The sequence below is a fragment of the Pseudomonas sp. S04 genome, from assembly GCF_009834545.1.
Classification (GTDB): domain Bacteria; phylum Pseudomonadota; class Gammaproteobacteria; order Pseudomonadales; family Pseudomonadaceae; genus Aquipseudomonas.
This window is the reverse complement of record NZ_CP019427.1, coordinates 3,512,949-3,530,585: the sequence shown is the minus strand read 5'-3', so window position 1 is coordinate 3,530,585 and position 17,637 is coordinate 3,512,949. Positions and strand designations below refer to the sequence as shown.

Here is a 17,637-nt window from a genome sequence, read left to right as displayed (position 1 = left end):
ATGCGCCAACAGGCAGGGTTAATCAAGGCCATCGGCATCGGCTCGGTTTTTGTTTGCCTATCGAGCGAGGCCGATAGCGTCAGCTTGCCGCCCTTGGCATTGGGCAATGCGAGTTTCATGGATGGGGTGGCAGGCCCGGGGATGCTGTTTGAATTGCCCGCGCAAATCTATCGCAGCAACTCGGCGCGTGATGCCCAAGGCCATGCTTTACCGGGAACGCAAAAAGTTCGTAGCAGTACCGTGCTTCCGCATTTTGCCTACTTCAGTTCCAACACCTTCCTGGGGGCCAACTACGGAGCCGAGGTGCTGCTGCCGATGGTTCATCTGGACCTGGATATCGACCAAGGCCCCGACGGCAGTCGTACGCGACAGGGCGACATGGTCATCAGTCCTCTGCTGTTGCAGTGGTCGCCGCGCTCGGTTCTTGGCAGGCCTTACTGGCAACGGTTGAACTTTGTTTTTTCGTTGCCTACGGGATCCTACAGCGCTGACTCGGATATCAATACCGGCAGCAATGTCTGGGTGTTTAACCCCCATTATGTGTTCACCTGGGAACTGACTGATCGCCTGGAAGTCAGCGGTCGCTTTCACTATGCGTGGTCGAGTCGCAACCATGATCCGGCGTCCGCGTTAAAGGCCGACAGCATCCAGCCCGGGGAGGCCATTCACAGTAATCTGGCGGTTTCCTATGCCGTGTCCGACAACTGGCGGCTAGGCGTGGCGGGTTATCAGCTCAAGCAAATCAGTGATGACCGGATCGACGGCCATCGCCAGCAAGATTCACGCGAGCAAGTGCTGGGGATCGGGCCTGGCGTGATGTATCAGCAAGGAAAGCAGACATTGTTTGCCAACCTGTATTTTGAAAGCGGGGCTGAAAATCGCTCGCAGGGAACACAACTGACGTTGCGTTACCTGCACGCATTCTAGTTCTCGATTTCGCGCGGTTTAGCGGGCCGCAGGCAACAATCCCTTGATGAAGATTGAGATGGTCTCCGTGATCAGCTGTTCACGTTCCAATTTCGAAGGGCACTTGCCAAGACCGAGCAAGCAGCGCAATTGCAGGTCGCCTGTCAGGGCGTCGAGGAAAATCTTTGCGCGGATATCGGCGTTGCCTGGCACGATCAGCCCGGTTTCCTGGGCCCAGGTGAAGTACTCGGCCAGGCAGTTGTAAGCAGTCGCCGGAGCTGCGTCAAAGAACGACTGGGCCGCGTCTGGAGCACGCAGCGCTTCAGCGACGATCAGGCGGTGCAAAGCGATGGTGCGGGGCGATAGCACCACATCCAGGAAGATCCCCGCAATGCTCGACAGGGCCTCCTGCAAGGGCCGTTGCTTGAGATCCATGTGGGTGAGGGGGCTGACGTTCTCAGCGCAGAGCTGCTGGATAATCGCGGCGAACAGCCCCTCTTTGCCGCCAAAGTAGCTATAGATCGTGCGCTTTGATCCGCCGGTTTTTGCAATGAGCCCGTCAACGCTGACCCCGGAGTAACCCTCCGTGAGGAACATGTCCGTCGCTACCTTGAGAATGCTTTGACGCTTCGCTGTTTGCCGGGGGGTTTCCATGTGTCTCGGGTATTCCTGAAAGTACATTACGAAGTTCGCCATAGCGTACGCCGCTCGGTGTATGCGTTCCAGCCGGACAGGCGTACACCGGGCGCAAGCTCGGGCCAGAATATTTTATAAAAAGCCATTCTGCACGCTTGACGAGCATTTCGTTTGGGTGCACCTTTCACCCTGACGGTACGGTAACGTACCGTACCATTACGTAAGAGCATAATAACAACAGAGGTACAGATCATGCGTTTTGTACAATTTTCAGAAGATGGCGCTAAAGGGCTGGCCGTCGACCAAGCGGGCATCCTGCGTGGCCTGAACGAAAATGAAGCAGGCTACCCCGGCTCACTGCACTCCCTGCTCAATGCAGGCGCAGGTGCGCTGAAGGCCGCCCACAATCGCTTGAGCGATGCACGTTTACTTGACCCTTCGCAAATACGCTACCTGCCGCCCCTCGAGCGTCCGGGCAAGATTGTCTGTGTCGGCTTGAATTATGCCGATCACACCAAGGAAAGCCCGTACGAGCAGCCGTCCTATCCAACCTTTTTCCCTCGATTCGCTTCGAGCCTGATCGGTCATGGCGAATCCATTGTTCGTCCGCGCGTCTCCGAGCAACTGGATTTCGAGGGTGAATTGGCGGTTGTTATTGGCATCGGTGGTCGGCATATCTCCAAGGATCGTGCGCTGGAGCATGTTGCCGGTTATGCGATCTTCAACGAAGCCTCGATCCGCGATTACCAGTTCAAATCGCCGCAATGGACGATTGGCAAGAACTTCGACGCCACCGGCGCCTTTGGCCCGACCTTCGTCAGTGCTGACGAACTGCCGCCAGGTGCAAGCGGCCTGAGTCTGGTGACCCGTCTCAATGGTGCGATCGTGCAGCAAGGTAATACTGCCGACATGGTTTTCAGCGTCGCTGACCTGATTTCGATCCTCAGCGAAGCGGTCACTTTGGAGCCCGGTGATGTCATCGTCACTGGCACGCCTGCAGGGATCGGCTGGGCGCGCCGCCCACCCCTGTTCATGAAGCCGGGTGACCTGTGCACAGTAGAGATTGAAGGGCTCGGCACGCTGAGCAATCCAATCGCTGACGAGCAACCACCGGCCTGAATCCAGGCGGGCGTTTTTGCTTTCGAGATAGCGGAACAATTGACCCGGTTTAACCTGTGGTCGAAGGCTGACGCACCACCCAAGGCAGTCACATTTCTACCGAACTGCATGGCCGTTCGCGGACTCGGCTGCCCTGAAATCGATCGGCCTGCTGTTCCTCCCCTTGAAGGGTGTGCCCGAGCAAATCCGACCGGGTAACCCTGAGTTTTGTCGCTGGCCCGCTTCTAGAGGCACCACTCTGCAAGCGGCCAAGGAGGCACTATTGTGTTGCAGATAAAAGACATCAACCACGTCGTCTACCGTCACCCCGATCTAGCAGTGATAGAGCGCTTCCTGACCGACTTCGGTCTGGTCGTCATGCACCGTACCGAACAGCGGCTTTACCTGCGTGGGGCCTGTTCACTGCCTTATGTGTACATCGCCGAGAAAGCCGAGCACAGCAGCTTTGGAGCCATTGCTTTTGCTGTCGAGACGCTCGATGACCTGCAACAGGCAACACGACTGCCTGGCGCTTCCTCCATCCAGGCGATTGATGGCCCCGGGGGCGGGCAATGCGTCGTACTGCACGACCCGTCCGGCCGCCGCATCGAACTGGTCCACGGCATTGAACCGGTGGGTGCGTTAACCCTGCGCGCGGCGTTGACCATCAACTCGGCCCAAGACAAACAGCGCTTCGGCGACGTGCAGCGCCCCGGTAAAGGTGCCGCGCAGGTGTTGCGTCTCGGACATGCGGCAATCGGTGTGCAGGACATGGTCGCGCACCTGGACTGGTACACGCAGGTGCTTGGCATGTTGCCCTCCGATCTGGTGGTTGAAGAACCCAATCGAGATTGCCCGACTGCTGCCTTCCTGCGATTGAATCGCGGGAGTGCATGGACCGACCACCACACCATTGCCCTGTTCCAGGCGGAGAAGGATTTCGTCCATCACGTCTCTTACGAGGTGCAGGACTTCGACGCGCAGTGCCTGGGGCATGCCTGGATGACCCAACAAGGTTGGCGGCCGTTCTGGGGCGTTGGTCGGCATGTGTTGGGCAGCCAGATCTTCGACTACTGGAGTGACCCGTCCGGCAACCTCATCGAGCATTTCACCGACGGCGACCTCTTCAATCAGGACTCACCCTCCGGCTTCACCCAAGCCTGCGACGACAGCCTTTATCAGTGGGGGCCTCCGATGTCGGTGGAGTATTTCCTTGGCGGCAAATGTGCAGCCAAACAGACCGCTCCCCGGTCCGCAACGTTGCGCCAGCGCCGCGGTTGATCAATCGTTAGAGGACAGATGCCATGAACCAAGCAATCACAGGGCAGGGGCTCGACCTGTTGTTTCGTCAGGCCAGAAGCCAGAACGGTTGGCTCGACCAACCGGTGAGTGATGACACCCTCAAAGAACTGTATGACCTGATGCGCTGGGGGCCGACCAGCGCCAATGGGTGCCCGGCACGCATCGTGTTTGTGCGCAGTGCCGAGGCCAAGCAGCGCTTACTGCCGGCATTGAGCGCTGGCAACATGGAAAAGACGTTGAGCGCGCCAGTGACCGCAATCATCGGTTATGACACCTGCTTCCATGAGCAACTGCCCAAGCTGTTTCCCCACAACCCCGGTGTGCGCGATTGGTTCGCCGGGCAGCCTGAACTGATTGAGTCCACGGCCCTGCGCAACAGTTCAATGCAGGGCGGCTACTTCATCCTGGCAGCCCGTGCACTGGGGCTCGACTGCGGTCCAATGTCCGGATTTGACCATCAATGGGTGGACCAGGAGTTCTTCACCGCAGGCGCCGGGCGATCGCATGGATTCGCCGGCATGCAGATCAAATCGAACTTCCTCTGCAACCTCGGTTATGGCGACCCGGGCAAGTTGTTTTCACGCAGCCCCCGTCTCGACTTCGAAGAGGCTTGCTCACTGCTGTAGCTGTTTGCACAACGATCAAACATGCAATTCCTCCAGCCCGACTGATTGAGCGCTGCGGCTCATCGTGCTCAATCAATCGGTCAGGCAAAACAACAACAAAAAGGAAAACACCTCTATGAAGTCCATTTCGAAATGGCATGTACTTGTCGGCGGTTTCCTGGCTTATCTATTCGATGCCATGGAAATCATCCTGCTTACCATCGCCTTGCCAGTTATCCGTCAGGACCTTGGCTTGACCTTTAACGAGGCCGGAATGCTCGCTTCGGCGACTCTGCTCGGTATCGGATTCAGTAGCATCACCACCGGTTGGTATTCCGACAATTATGGTCGACGCAAAGCGCTGCTCATATCGCTGATGGTTTTCGGTGTACTGACCACGCTGGTAGCAACCACCCACAACTGGGGATTGCTCTTGCTGCTGCGATTCCTTTCCGGGTTGGGATTGGGTGGAGTCTGGGGAATTGTCTCAGCCTATGTGACAGAGACCTGGCCTGCACATCAGCGCGCACGGGCGATCGGTTTTGTGCTGAGTTCCTTTCCGATTGGTGCCGCGATCGCGGCATTGGCGGCGGCAACGCTGCTGCCAGACTGGAAAGTACTGTTCATGCTGGCGGGTATCTCGACGCTTATCCCGGTGGCCTACATCTTTTTCTTTGTTCCCGAATCTCGTGAGTGGCAAGAGCAGAGAGCCAAGAGCATTGCCAGCCCCCAGCTACATAAGAATGTATCGGTCGGCGAAATCTTTGCCCCTGAACTTCTCCGGTTGACCTTGCTGGGCACCCTGGCAGCCAGTTGCGCGGTCATCGGATTCTGGGGCGCGAGCACCTGGTTACCCACCTACCTGGTGCAAGAGCGTGGCCTGAACATCGCGATGATGGCCAACTTCATGGCGATCCTGAACATCGGCGCTTTCATCGGCATAAATGCCTTCGGTTTCATCGCAGACTCCATCGGCAAGCGTAACGCCACGCTGCTGTCGCTGCTGGGGAGTGCGGTGATGCTGTCGATCTATGCGCTCACGACGAATAACGCCATCTTGTTTTGGCTGGGGCCGATCTATGCCTTCTTCTATGCCTTCGCCAGCCTGTTCGCATCCTACTTCAGTGCCCTTTACCCCACACGAGTGCGCACTATCGGCGCCGGTTTCTGTTTCAACTTCGGCCGGGGGTTGGCGGCGTTTGCCCCATTGCTGTTGAGTGGCATCGCAACCAGCTACAGCTTGGCGCTTGGACTTCTGGTGTGTGCCGGCTTCTTCGCACTGGCAACCTTGACCATGCTGTTCATGCCTCAGGTGGAAATAGCCCAGGCGAGTCCCGCACAGAACGTGTCACTGGAAACTACTCGTCCCTGATCCAGAGGGTTCGCGAACTATTCGATATCCATGCGCAGGGGTAATACATGTCAGAGCAAGACGTAATACAACACTTGGCACAGTTGGAGGCGCGCCGTCGCCAGGCGATGATCGATGGCGATATGGCGTTTCTCGAAAACCTATATACCGACGATCTTACCTATAGCCACTCGGATGGCCAAAGCGACAGCAAGAGCAGTTACCTTCAAGGCATGCGTGCAGGTATCTGGAATTATCGGGGTTTCGAAAGCCGGCAAGAACAGATCCGCAGGGTAGGGGAGTGCGCCGTTGTCACGGGGCTGATCGACATGGACGTGATTATCCGAGGTGAACCCATGTTATTGAACTCGCGTTACATCAGTGTCTGGAGAGAGGCCGAAACCGGCTGGCAAATGATGGCCTGGCAGTCCACCCGGTATTCGAAAGTCTGAGGGCGATGGTCTGCGCGCGATATTGAATCACCCGCGTGGCGTTTTTTTCAGCAACTAACAGCACAGCGGACAACTTTATCCCGACCGTTACGGTTAATCGGGCACGGCGTACTTATGCCTGGAACTTGTAGCGGTTGGAGATCTTCGTCGTCTTGCATATCCCTACCGAACTGCTGACTTATTGGAATCTTGAATATGTACGTACAACAATTACAAAAAACGTATTTCAGGGCACTTCTGGCTGCGGGCGCAATGAGCCTGGCCTCGAATCACGCACATGCCAAAGACTGGAGCGATACCTTTATCGGCTTTCGCTATGGCACCGACTTCACTGAGCCGAGTGTCCAGGGCAAAGTCCAGAAGGAGATTTACCAATTGGGCCATGCCAGCGGCAATGAGACAGGCTCCAACTTCTTCAACCTCGACGTCCTCAAGTCCGACAGCAACGACCCTAAAAAAGACAGCGATTCAGGTGCCACTGAAGCCTACCTGGTCTATCGCCATCAACTGTTCCTGAGCAAGGTCTTTGACCGATCGCTGGCCTTCGGTCCGGTGAAAGAAGTAGCGCTGAGCAGCGGGGTAGAGCTCAATTACAAAAACACCGAGTTCGCTACCCGTAAGCGCATGTTGGTCGTTGGACCGACGCTCAAGTTCGACGTGCCGGGTTACCTGGATATCAGTCTGCTTTACGCCATGGAGTGGAACCATTGCGGATTAAATGCGTGCCAGACCGAAAATATACAGTTCGATCCGTACTATGTGCTTCATATGGTTTGGGGGTTTCCTTTCCAGATGGGAAGTGTACCGCTCAAATTCCAGGGGTTTGCCAGCTACAAGACAGCAAAAGGCAAAGACTACTTCAAGGAGGATACGGCTGAAGAAAGTCTGGTTCGTGCGTCGCTGTTGGTCGATGTCGGACAAATGACCTTTGGCACGAAAAACAAACTGTTGATCGGCCCGGGTTACGAATATTGGAAGCACAAATATGGCGCGATCAACAAGCCCGGGACTGACACCTACGCACCGACAATGCACCTTGAGTGGCATTTCTAAACTGGGTTATCTGATGTGTACGGCTTGAAAACATAAGCATTAGCAGCCCTGGCAAATACCCGCCCCCTTGTTGCTCCCTTGGTTTGGGGGGCGGTTTTAGGCGCCCTAGTGGCGCCTTTTTTTTGGTTCTTCACGGAATCCCGGGAAACACAGAAACAAGAACGCCGATTTGATTGATGATGTTCGTGCGAGCAAACACATCTAACAAAACGGCGTTCTTATGCGCGATATTAATACTTTCCTTCCTTTTTGGGAGGGCTTTTCTGTCGTCACCATCAAGCCTGATGGCGACGCGCTTCAGATCGACCTGATTCCCCACGCCACCCGGTTCCCTTCCTGTAGCGGCTGCCAAAAACCCTGTTCAACCACGCATGAGTATTGCGAGCGGACCGTCCGCGATTTACCGATTCTCGGCCGTGCGGTGCGCCTCAGCGTGTTGCTCAGGCGTGTTGGCTGTCGTGACTGCGGTAAACGTATGGAGGCCGTCAGTTGGCTGGACCGCTATGCCCGCATGACGCGGCGTCTGGCCGAGGCGGTCATTCAAGCCTGCGAGCGCCTTCCCACACTGCACGTGGCTCAACTGTTTGGGCTGCACTGGGACACCGTTCGGTTGCTGGAGCGTCGAGCCTTGCAAGCGGCGTTGAGCGTTTTGCCAAAGGCGCAACCGCGACGTCTGGTGATGGACGAGTTCGCCCTGTTCAAAGGTCATCGTTACGCCAGCGTGGTGCTGGATGCGGATACACGACGAGTGCTGTGGATCGGTGAAGGTCGCAGCCGAGCAGCGATCAGGCCTTTCTTCGAAGAACTGGGGCCAGAGGGTTGTGCTCGAATCGAAGCGGTGGCGATGGACATGAACACCGCTTTTGACCTGGAGGTTCGTCAGCACTGTCCCAACGCGCGAGTGGTCTACGACCTCTTCCATGTGGTGGCCAAATATGGCCGAGAGGTGATTGATCGGGTCCGCGTCGACGAGGCTAACCGGTTGCGTCACGACAAGCCTGCCCGCAAGGTCATCAAGCAGGCGCGATGGCTGTTGCTGCGCAATCCGCAGAACTTGAAAACGCCGGAACAACAGGTCCGCCTGGAGGATCTACTGGCGGCCAACCAAGCGTTGATGACGGTCTACTTGATGAAGGCTGAACTCAAAACACTCTGGACCCCGAGTACTGCCTGGGGTTGGCGATCGGCCTGGAAGCAATGGCTGCGCCATGCGCACGAAAGCGAAATACCAGCTCTGATCCAGTTCGCCAAACGGCTAAAGGGTTACTGGCGGGGCATCGTCAGCCGGGTTCGCTGGCCGATGCACACCGGTCAGTTGGAAGGAATAAACAATCGAATAAAGGTCATCAAGCGGATGGCGTACGGTTACCGGGACAGCGAATTCTTTTTCATGAAGATCAAGAGCGTCTTTCCCGGTAATCCGTGAAGAACCTTTTTTTTTGCAGTCAATTTGCCGCTTTCACCGGGCGAATCTTGAACCAGATGGAGTACATCGCTGGCAGGAACACCAGCGTCATGACGGTCCCCACGAGGGTGCCGCCAATCAAGGTGTAAGCCAGCGTGCCCCAGAACACTGAGTGCGTGAGCGGGATGAATGCCAGGATCGCCGCAACTGCTGTGAGCAATACCGGGCGAGCGCGCTGTACAGTCGCTTCGACCACCGCATTGAACGGCTCAAGCCCGTCCTTGACGTTGTGATCGATTTGCCCGATCAGGATCAACGTGTTGCGCATCAGGATCCCGGAAAGTGCGATCAGCCCGACAAGGGCGTTGATCCCGAATGGCTGGTTGAACAGCAGCAGGGTTGGCACTACTCCAATCAATCCCAGCGGTGCGGTGAAAAACACCATCACCATCGCCGACATCGAACGTACCTGAAGGATGATGATCAGCAAGGTGATTGCGATCATGATCGGAAACAGTGGTGCCAATGCCACAGTGGCCTTAGCCGACTCTTCAATAGATCCGGCCTGCTCGATGCGATAGCCATCTGGAAGGCTGGCGATGATCGGCAGCAGTTCTTTCATTATCTTGTTGGAAACATCCGGTGGTTGCAGATCCTCGGCAATGTCACCGCGTACGGTGATGGTCGGTGCCCGGTCTCGACGGCGCAGAATCGGGTCCTCCATACGTACCCTGACCTCACCTATCTGTGAAAGGGGAATGCGCTGGCCGGCGGCGCCCACCAGTGTGAAACCCTCGATCTTCGCAGGATCCAACCGAATATCACCCGCTGCTCGCCCCACCACCTGCACTGAACGAATGTCTTCGCGCACAGAAGTGATCGGGATACCTGAGAGCAGGAACTGTAATTGCTGGGCAACTGCGCTCGACGTCAGCCCGAACGCCTGCAATCGATCCTGATCCACAGAGAAATGCAGCGTGGGCGTTCGTGGCCCCCAATCGCTGTTGACGGTGCGCATCAGCGGACTCGCCTGCATGACGGTTTCAATTCGCCCAGCGATCTCTCGCAACGTGTCGGCATTCGGCCCCGTCACCCGATACGCAACCGGAAACGGTGAGTAAGGACCGAACACAAGTTGCGTAACTCGAACCCGAGCCTCAGGTGCGAGCCCTTGAGCAACAGCCTCACGAATCCGTAGCTTGAGAGACTCGCGTGCCTCCTGGCTTTGCGTCAGTACAACGATCTTGGCGAACGATGGGTCCGGTAGCTCTGGTGCCATTGCCAGATAAAAACGCGGCGAACCCTGGCCGATATAAGACGTGACGATCTTTGCTGCATCCTGCTGTTGCAGCCATGCCTCGATTTTAGCTGTCGTGGCGCTGGTCACCGCAATGGCGGTGCCGTAGGGCATTTGCACTTCGATCAGTACTTCGGGACGATCCGATGTCGGGAAAAACTGTTTCTTAACCAATCCCATCCCGAGAATCGCCACCACAAACGCAGCGATCACCGCACCTGCCACCCACCATTTGCGGGCAATCACCTGAGCCAGCAGTCCTCGAAAACGGTTGTAGTGGGTGGTGTCATAAATAGCGGCATGTCCCCCTGCAACGGGCTTGATTGCAGGCAACAGCTTCACCCCCAGATAAGGCGTGAAGACCACTGCAACTACCCAGGAGGCAATCAACGCGATGCCGACAATCCAGAACATGTTGCTGGTGTACTCGCCAGCAGTCGACTGCGCAAAACCGTTGGGCATGAAGCCGACAGCGGTCACTAATGTACCGGCAAGCATCGGCGCTGCGGTGTGGCTCCAGGCGTAAGCGGATGCCTTGAAGCGGTCGTAACCTTCTTCCATCTTCACCACCATCATTTCGATGGCAATGATCGCGTCATCCACTAACAGGCCCAGCGCGAGGATTAATGACCCCAGGGTAATTCGGTCAAAGTTCTTGCCTGTGGCCGCCATCACCACGAAGACAATCGCCAGTGTCAGCGGCACGGCCGCGGCGACGACCACACCCACTCGCCAGCCCATACTGAGGAAGCAGACCAGCATCACCACCAGCAGCGCGACGAAGAATTTGATCATGAACTCATCAACGGCCGAACTGATGTTCACCGATTGGTCAGTGACCTTCGCAAGCGTCATTCCCAACGGCATGCCTTGATTGATTTTGGCCGTTTCGGCATCCAGCGCTTTACCCAGGTCCAGGCCGTTCCAGCCGTCGCGCATCACGACGCCCAACAACAGGGCCGGTTCACCCTGGTTGCGCACCAGAAAAGTCGCGGGGTCTTCGTACCCACGCTCGACTGTCGCGACGTCTGATAGCTTCAGGGTTTTGCCCCGCGCCACAATGGGTGTGTTGCGGATTTTCCCCAGTGTGTCGAGGGCCCCATCCAGACGGAGAAACACCTGGGCCCCGCTGGTTTCAATCGAACCGGCAGGGGTCAAAACGTTCTGGTTATTGAGTGCCGAAAAAATCTCCTGCACAGAGATACCCAGGGTGGCCAACCGCTCATGGGAGAACGATACAAAGATCCGCTCGGCTTGTTCACCGATGATATTGATCTTTTTCACACCCGGTACATGAAGCAAACGCTGGCGCAGCGATTCAGCATCGCGCACGAGTAAGCGTTGAGGTTCACCTTTAGCCTTTAGCGCAAAAAGGGCGAAGGTCACGTCCGAGAATTCATCATTGACCAGCGGGCCGATGACGCCCGCAGGTAAGCTTTTCGATGCATCATTGAGTTTTTTACGCGCTTGATAAAACTCCTCCTGCACTTGCGAAGGTGGGGTTTTATCCAAGAGTGAGACCATGGTGAAAGCCAGGCCTGGCCGGGTGTAGGTCTCGCTACGGTCATACCATTTCAATTCCTGCAGGCGCTTTTCAAGCGGTTCAGCGACCTGGTCCTGCATCTCTTGCGCGGTCGCACCTGGCCATACGGAAATCACGGTCATCTGTTTGACGGTGAATGGCGGGTCTTCTGCGCGGCCCAGTTTAAAAAATGAAAGCGTTCCCGCCACGCCGATCAAAAAAATCAGGAACAGCGTGATGGACCGTTCGCGAACGGCCAGTGCAGAAAGGTTGAAACGGCCCCCGCTCATGGTCGTTCCCCTTTGATAACGTGATCCGGTTGCTGGACCAGCACCTCCTCACCCTCGTGGAGCAGATGCGCTCCCAAGGCAACGATCTGTTGACCGGGCTTGAGGTCGCCACTGACCGCCGCCGACTCGTCGCTCAACCCCAGCAGTTGCACAGCGCGCCATGAGACGATTGCTGGCGTGCCCGTTACGATCCATACGCCCGGCCCCTTACCGGCGTCGTAGATGGCGGCCATTGGAACCGCAAGCGCAAGCTGGGCAGGCGTGTCGTCAGCGATGCGCAGCGTGACGGTAGATCCCAGCGGCGGGTTGGCGCTTGAGTCATCGAGCACATAGCGCGCTTCGAACGTACGCGTGAGCGGATCAGCTGCGTCGGACAGCAACCTCAGCTTCGCAGGGAGTGTCGTCGTACCATTGCCGTACAATTTGGCCTGAGCCTGGGCGCCAACAGCGGGGCGCAACGTTTCGGGCAAATGGACGATAGCCTCCCGTGGCCCGGCCTTCGCTAACCTGACAACGGGTTGACCGGCACTGACGACCTGCCCAGGCTCGGCCAACGTGTCAATCACTACACCGTCGGCATCGGCGAGCAAAAGGGCGTACCCAGTGGCGTTGCGAGCGACATTGGCCTGGGCTTGCGCCGCGTTGAGGTCTGCCTTTGCCGTGTCAGCCATGGATTTGATCCGGTCGTACGCCGAGGCAGAGATTGCACCGGCGGCGACCAGTTCGCGGTTACGCGCTTCGTCATCGGCTGTTTGTTTGGCCCGGGCAGCCGCGGCCGCAACGGCTTGCACCTGGGCTTGAGCCTGGAGACCAAGGTCAATGGGATCCAGGCGCATCAGGGGCTGGCCCCGTTTGACTGCCTGCCCGGTATCAACCAAGCGCTCCAGCACCTTCCCCGACACGCGAAAGCCCAAATCGCTTTGCACACGAGCGACCACCACACCGGTAAACGAGCGCGATGCGCCATCAGCGCTCGCGACAGTAGCGGCTCTTACCAGGGGCGGTTGAGTTCGCGGATCGCGCGCGCTCGACGATTCGCCGCAGGCAGTCAAAACGAAAGGCAATAAGCAAACGGCAATGGTTGCAGATCTGGACCGAAGCATGGGATCCCTGACTCATATCAAGTGAACAGGGAACCGATTCTCTATTTAGTGACCAATATAGTCAATAGTCACCGCCTCAAGGCGCCAGGCTACGCAGTATCAGGGCCGACAGGTGCACCGGGGCCGTCGTGACGATGTCCAGGTTGTACTGCAACTGCACTGGGCTGATGTAGGGGCGCATAACCAGATGAATCGCCTGGACAGCCTCATCCAGGGGAGTCTTGCGCTCGAACTCGCCCAACTGCCGCCCTTCGAGAACAATCTCCTGGACCAGCAGGCGCAGGCGCTCGTCGTGTGCCTTGGCAGAGGGCCACTGGTCGCGACCCGCGACAGCGGCGATGTCATAGAGCTTGCGGTCGTGAAAAAACAGGTCGCTGCCTGCCTCGACGAGCGCGCGGAACAAGCGCCGCAGCTTCTCGGAGGCCGTTGGCGCATCCGCGATCGCCGCCTCCACGATGGCCATGATCATTGCCAGCCTGTTGGCGCAAATCACCTCACCGATAGCCTGTTTGGAGTCAAAGAATTTGTAGATATAGGCTTTGGAGAAGCCAATGGCCTTGGCCAGATCGGAGACCGTGGTCTTCTCGTATCCGTAGTGTCCGAAGTGCTGGGTGGCCGCTTCCACGACCTGGTCACGCACGCTATGGTCCGATGGACCGCGTGCCGGGGTCGTCTTCGATTGATTAGTCATATTTGCAGCTTAGCTCCACGAGCCCTGATTGACAACGAGTGACCATATTGTAATATCGTCACAACTTAAATCTGCTCAGGGGAAGTTCAATGCGCCCGCTCTCTACGTACGCACTGGTCATAAGTACCGGCCTACTGGCGAGTTGCGCCGTAGGTCCGGATTATCAGCGTCCAGATGCTCCAATCAATGATCGTTTTCTGACGCAACCGGGTAAAGAACCGAATATTACCGTGCGCTCAGCAAGCAATGTCGTTTGGTGGGAAGGTTTCGCAGATCCCATGCTCAGCGACTTTGTCTCACAGGCCCTGATCAAGAATCTCAACCTGGCCCAGGCCAATGCGCAACTCACCCAGGCACGGGCAGCACTGGGCATTGCAACGGCGGCACTTCTACCCTCGGGCAGCACCAGCGCCCAAGCGGCACGTGCCTATCAATCAGTTGAAACGCCACTCGGCCAAGTCCTTGACTCGACGCCCGGCTATGATCGCTACGGCAACGCCTACGAAGCTGACCTCAGCGCAAGCTGGGAGTTGGATGTGTTCGGCGGTCTGCGCCGCGGCAGACAGGCTGCATTGGCTGAGTACGAGGCCTCTGAAGCAAGTGTCGTTGCAGCAAGGCTTGCAGTCGCCGCTCTGACGGCTGATACCTACATCACCATCCGGGGCCTGCAAACCCGATTGGCCATTGCCCAGCAACAGGTCAAAACGCAGGAGGATCTGCTAGACAAGGTTCAGCTGCTTTACGGCAAGGGTCTGGCTGCGCAATACCAACTGCGCCAGACCGAGGGCGAGCTTGCGCAGGCCCAGGCGAGCGTGCCGGTCCTGCGCACCGGACTTGATGCGGCCATGAATGCGCTGGACATAATGCTGGGCGTCCCCCCCGGCACCCATCGTCAAACCTTGGCGACAGCCAAAGGTATTCCGCAACCTGCGCAGTTGACGTCGACCGGTACACCCGCGGATCTGCTGCGCCGCAGGCCTGACCTCATCGTGGCTGAGCGTCGCCTCGCCGCCTCAAGTGCGCGCATTGGAATGGCGATGAGCGAGTATTACCCGAAGCTCTCCCTTAGTGCGTTGCTGGGCAGTGCGACAGCCGTTTCAAGCGCTAATCTGTTCAGCAGCGGAGCGAGCCAATCGGCAGCCGTACTAGGGCTGCGATGGAGGCTTTTCGATTTCGGCCGAGTAAACGCTCAGATCGAGCAGGCCAAGGGCAGCGAAGCGCAAGCCCTGGCCGCTTACCGCCAGTCAGTCCTGCAAGCCACTGCAGATGTTGAGAACGCCTTCTCCTCCTTGGCCAATCGCCAAGCCCAGGCTGCCACGCTGGGCAGAGGTGAAACCGCTCTTGCCTTAGCGAGACAATCCTCATTCATGGGATATCAAAAAGGCGCGATCAGCTTGATTGAGGTGCTACGTGCCGATGAAAAGCTCCTGCAGACATCCGACGCCCGGGCCCAGGCACAAACGGAATCGGCGCGCTCGGCGGTTGCTGCATTCAAAGCACTCGGTGGCGGATGGTAACCCCAAGAGGGGACAGATCTATTTAACTGAAATAAGCAGAAACGGCAGAGGTTCATTTCCCACAAAGTAACAGTCTAGCCCTAGCCGATTGCTGGGGATTGCTCATTCACTGAATGAAATCGGTCTCGATGCAGAGGCTGCGGCATGGGTCGGGGAGCAGGTGCTCGCCGGTATCTCCTCTTCGGACAGTAATGCCTGTGTCCTCAGTGCGGCCGAATATTGCCAGATTTTTTGCAGCGCCGTGCAGGGTGTCCTGCCTTCGCGAACCGCCTGGCACTGACTGGACACTGGGCATGACCCGATATTTCTGCGAAAGAACACGGTTGACGCTGTCATTAAGCGGCGGCCGTAGATAAAGCCGCCGCTCATTGCCTGCTTAACTAGTTTCCGGCGGGCATCGGCAAGTGAATGCCTTCTTTTTGCAGTTCCTCTCGAACCGACTGGAACTTTTGATATTTCGACAGCTCGATCGGTCCGTCGTAAGTCATGCTTTGCATCTTGCGAGGCGGGTATTGCACGTAGGTCTTCATCAAGTTGCTGATGGCGATGCTGATAGGAACCATCGACCAAGTGCGTTCGGTAAAGTTGTTCATGAAGATGTCATAGCGCTCCTGCGGGTCCTGCAGCAAGTCGAAGACCTGCGGTACGGTTGCCACGTACTTGCTGGCGCCTTTCCAGCCCTGATTGGAGTCGACCGCCAGGCCACCGGTCTGGGCGCCGTCATCGCCGCGCAGGTTGAAAACGGCCTTGAAGTTGCCGACACGGGCGGCACCGGGCGACAGTTCGTTTTCCGTGAAATAGAACCACTCCTTGCGGGGTGAGGGGCCGGTCCCCAGCAATACCGGGGTCATGTCGTAGCTGTCGAACATGATCGGCTGACCTTCGCGGTCTTTCTCCGGCAGTTTAATGCCGGCCACCGACGCGAATGTCGCCATCAGATCCAGGCCTCCGATGATGTCGTGGTTTTTCATCGCAGGTTTGATTTTTTCCGGCCATACCATGATTGCCGGTACTCGGTTGCCACCTTCGCGTACCGTGCCTTTGGTGCCGCGGAAGGGCGTATAGCCGGCATCCGGATAAACGTCCTGCCAAGCGCCGTTGTCGGTGGTGTAAACCACCAGGGTGTTCTTATCCATGCCCAGCGCTTTGAGCTTGTCCATGATGCGGCCAATCCGGGTGTCGAGTTCCACCACCGAGTCGGCGTACTTGGATTTGGAAATCGACTTATGTACGAATTCCGGTGCCGGCAAATTCGGCTGATGCACTTTCATGAAGTTGACGTTGATGAAAAACGGCTTGTCGGACTTGGCGGCGGTATCGAGAAACTCCATGGCGGCTTTCTCGACATATCCGTCAAAGTAGGGAATCCCGACCACACCGGGTTTTCCATCGATAACCGGCGTATCGACATACTCGCCGTTGATCTTGAATTCCTCGACCGGTTTTTCACCTGCCTTGCCGGACAGCGCGCCCTTGGTGACATTGGCGAACATGGCGCGGGTCTCGGGGTCCATGTCCGGGAACCATTCTGGATCGGCATAGGTGTAGGCGTTGAGGTGATAAAGGCCGACGTACTTCATGACGTCGTAGCCCTGGGCATTGGGCATGGCGTAATCGGCTTCGCCCAGGTGCCACTTGCCGGTGAAGTAAGTGTCGTAGCCACCGGTCTTGAGAACGGAGGCAAGGGTCCATTCGGCTGCCGGCAAACCGCCACCCTGGCCCTGAAATGCCACAGTGGTCATGCCGCTGCGGTTGGGAATGCGCCCGGTCTGCATGGCTGCCCGGCCGGGAGTGCAGCTGGGTTGGGCATAGAACGAAAAGAAAGTGGTGCCTTGCGCCGCAAGTTCGTCGATGCTCGGTGTCGGCATGCCGCGACCTACACCGCCGCCATAAGGGCCGAGGTCACCGTAGCCGGTATCGTCGGAGACTATGAACAGGATATTGGGTTTTTCGGTCTGGGCTGCATGGGCAACGTTGAGGGCGATGAGCAATGAGCACGCAAGGTAGAACTTGGTACGATGTGAGAGCCGTTTCATAAGCGGTACCCTATCGAAGGTTGACCCTTTCAGTTGTTACTCATACATCAAGTACGCAACGATCAGGATCTCGGTGAGTAAATCCCCCTACGCCGTGCCAAAAGGCAGTTCAAGGGGCCAACCGACCCATCGAAAGAACTCCCGTTTAATTCAAAGCACCCAAAGAGCCTAGTAGGTTAATGGCATCTTGCGCGAAATCGGATTCACTGTTGAGGTCGTTCACCTTTACCGCCTCAATACCAAGCAGCTTCGAAGAGCATGGTTTGTGTTTTCTTGACTAGTATCTATTCGACTTGAGCGTGCGCGGTCGCACCAACTGTTACGCCCTGGAGTCGGGTGCGTGCGCTACGTTATTCGCACAATGGATAGTTGT

Annotated in this window: 15 protein-coding genes; 9 read left to right on the top strand and 6 right to left on the bottom strand. The window is 57.1% G+C overall.

The genetic code is table 11. From position 1 onward, the window contains the following. A complete protein-coding gene (locus PspS04_RS15515; protein WP_159996361.1) occupies nt 1-927 on the top strand; it encodes a SphA family protein in 927 nt (308 codons plus the stop codon). 18 nt (nt 928-945) lie between these two features. Here PspS04_RS15515 and PspS04_RS15510 read toward each other — a convergent pair whose 3' ends face one another. Next, complete coding sequence (locus PspS04_RS15510) at nt 946-1,560, bottom strand: TetR/AcrR family transcriptional regulator (RefSeq protein ID WP_095168760.1); 615 nt, start codon at nt 1,558-1,560, stop codon at nt 946-948. Nucleotides 1,561-1,794: 234 nt separating this feature from the next. On the opposite strand from PspS04_RS15510, the gene PspS04_RS15505 reads away from it, so the two are divergent. The 6 genes from PspS04_RS15505 (at nt 1,795) to PspS04_RS15480 (ending at nt 7,403) form a co-directional block, all read left to right on the top strand. Further along, nucleotides 1,795-2,661: a fumarylacetoacetate hydrolase family protein gene (locus PspS04_RS15505; protein WP_159996359.1), complete on the top strand. Its 867-nt coding sequence runs from the start codon at nt 1,795-1,797 to the stop codon at nt 2,659-2,661. Between the two features lie 264 nt (nt 2,662-2,925). Continuing rightward, the gene (locus PspS04_RS15500) at nt 2,926-3,921 is read left to right on the top strand and encodes a 2,4,5-trihydroxytoluene oxygenase (protein WP_159996357.1); all 996 of its coding nucleotides are present in this window, start codon (nt 2,926-2,928) and stop codon (nt 3,919-3,921) included. A gap of 23 nt (nt 3,922-3,944) precedes the next feature. Further along, nucleotides 3,945-4,568 carry a malonic semialdehyde reductase gene (locus tag PspS04_RS15495; RefSeq protein WP_159996355.1) on the top strand — a complete coding sequence of 208 codons (624 nt, stop codon included), beginning with the start codon at nt 3,945-3,947 and terminating at the stop codon, nt 4,566-4,568. Nucleotides 4,569-4,683: 115 nt separating this feature from the next. Beyond that, on the top strand, nt 4,684-5,919 hold the full coding sequence (locus PspS04_RS15490; RefSeq protein WP_095168595.1) for an MFS transporter: 1,236 nt from the start codon (nt 4,684-4,686) through the stop codon (nt 5,917-5,919). Nucleotides 5,920-5,966: 47 nt separating this feature from the next. Beyond that, nucleotides 5,967-6,350 carry a nuclear transport factor 2 family protein gene (locus PspS04_RS15485; protein WP_159996353.1) on the top strand — a complete coding sequence of 128 codons (384 nt, stop codon included), beginning with the start codon at nt 5,967-5,969 and terminating at the stop codon, nt 6,348-6,350. Between the two features lie 195 nt (nt 6,351-6,545). Then, nucleotides 6,546-7,403, top strand: a complete 858-nt coding sequence (locus PspS04_RS15480) for a hypothetical protein (RefSeq protein ID WP_095168599.1) — start codon at nt 6,546-6,548, stop codon at nt 7,401-7,403. A gap of 130 nt (nt 7,404-7,533) precedes the next feature. On the opposite strand, the gene PspS04_RS27825 is transcribed toward PspS04_RS15480, so the two are convergent. Further along, nucleotides 7,534-7,722 carry a hypothetical protein gene (locus tag PspS04_RS27825; protein ID WP_237235034.1) on the bottom strand — a complete coding sequence of 63 codons (189 nt, stop codon included), beginning with the start codon at nt 7,720-7,722 and terminating at the stop codon, nt 7,534-7,536. On the opposite strand from PspS04_RS27825, the gene PspS04_RS15475 reads away from it, so the two are divergent. Then, on the top strand, nt 7,633-8,829 hold the full coding sequence (locus PspS04_RS15475; RefSeq protein ID WP_237235012.1) for an ISL3 family transposase: 1,197 nt from the start codon (nt 7,633-7,635) through the stop codon (nt 8,827-8,829). The two genes, PspS04_RS27825 and PspS04_RS15475, sit on opposite strands and share 90 nt — an antisense overlap. 19 nt (nt 8,830-8,848) lie before the next feature. On the opposite strand, the gene PspS04_RS15470 is transcribed toward PspS04_RS15475, so the two are convergent. The 3 genes from PspS04_RS15470 to PspS04_RS15460 all read right to left on the bottom strand — a co-directional run bounded on the left by PspS04_RS15470 (nt 8,849) and on the right by PspS04_RS15460 (nt 13,711). Next, nucleotides 8,849-11,917, bottom strand: coding sequence for an efflux RND transporter permease subunit (locus PspS04_RS15470; RefSeq protein WP_159996351.1), 3,069 nt, complete (start codon nt 11,915-11,917; stop codon nt 8,849-8,851). Then, nucleotides 11,914-13,020 carry an efflux RND transporter periplasmic adaptor subunit gene (locus PspS04_RS15465; protein WP_159996349.1) on the bottom strand — a complete coding sequence of 369 codons (1,107 nt, stop codon included), beginning with the start codon at nt 13,018-13,020 and terminating at the stop codon, nt 11,914-11,916. Before PspS04_RS15465 ends, PspS04_RS15470 begins: the two co-directional genes overlap by 4 nt. Before the next feature lie 76 nt (nt 13,021-13,096). Then, entirely contained in the window at nt 13,097-13,711 is a 615-nt protein-coding gene (locus PspS04_RS15460) for a TetR/AcrR family transcriptional regulator (protein WP_095168605.1), read from the bottom strand. An 89-nt stretch (nt 13,712-13,800) separates the two neighbouring features. Between PspS04_RS15460 and PspS04_RS15455 the strand changes: the two genes are divergently transcribed. Continuing rightward, the gene (locus PspS04_RS15455; RefSeq protein ID WP_159996347.1) at nt 13,801-15,228 is read left to right on the top strand and encodes an efflux transporter outer membrane subunit; all 1,428 of its coding nucleotides are present in this window, start codon (nt 13,801-13,803) and stop codon (nt 15,226-15,228) included. A 380-nt stretch (nt 15,229-15,608) separates the two neighbouring features. Here PspS04_RS15455 and PspS04_RS15450 read toward each other — a convergent pair whose 3' ends face one another. Next, nucleotides 15,609-17,264 (bottom strand): arylsulfatase, encoded by a 1,656-nt coding sequence (locus PspS04_RS15450; RefSeq protein ID WP_095168613.1) that lies wholly within the window; start codon nt 17,262-17,264, stop codon nt 15,609-15,611. Nucleotides 17,265-17,637 lie beyond the last annotated feature (373 nt).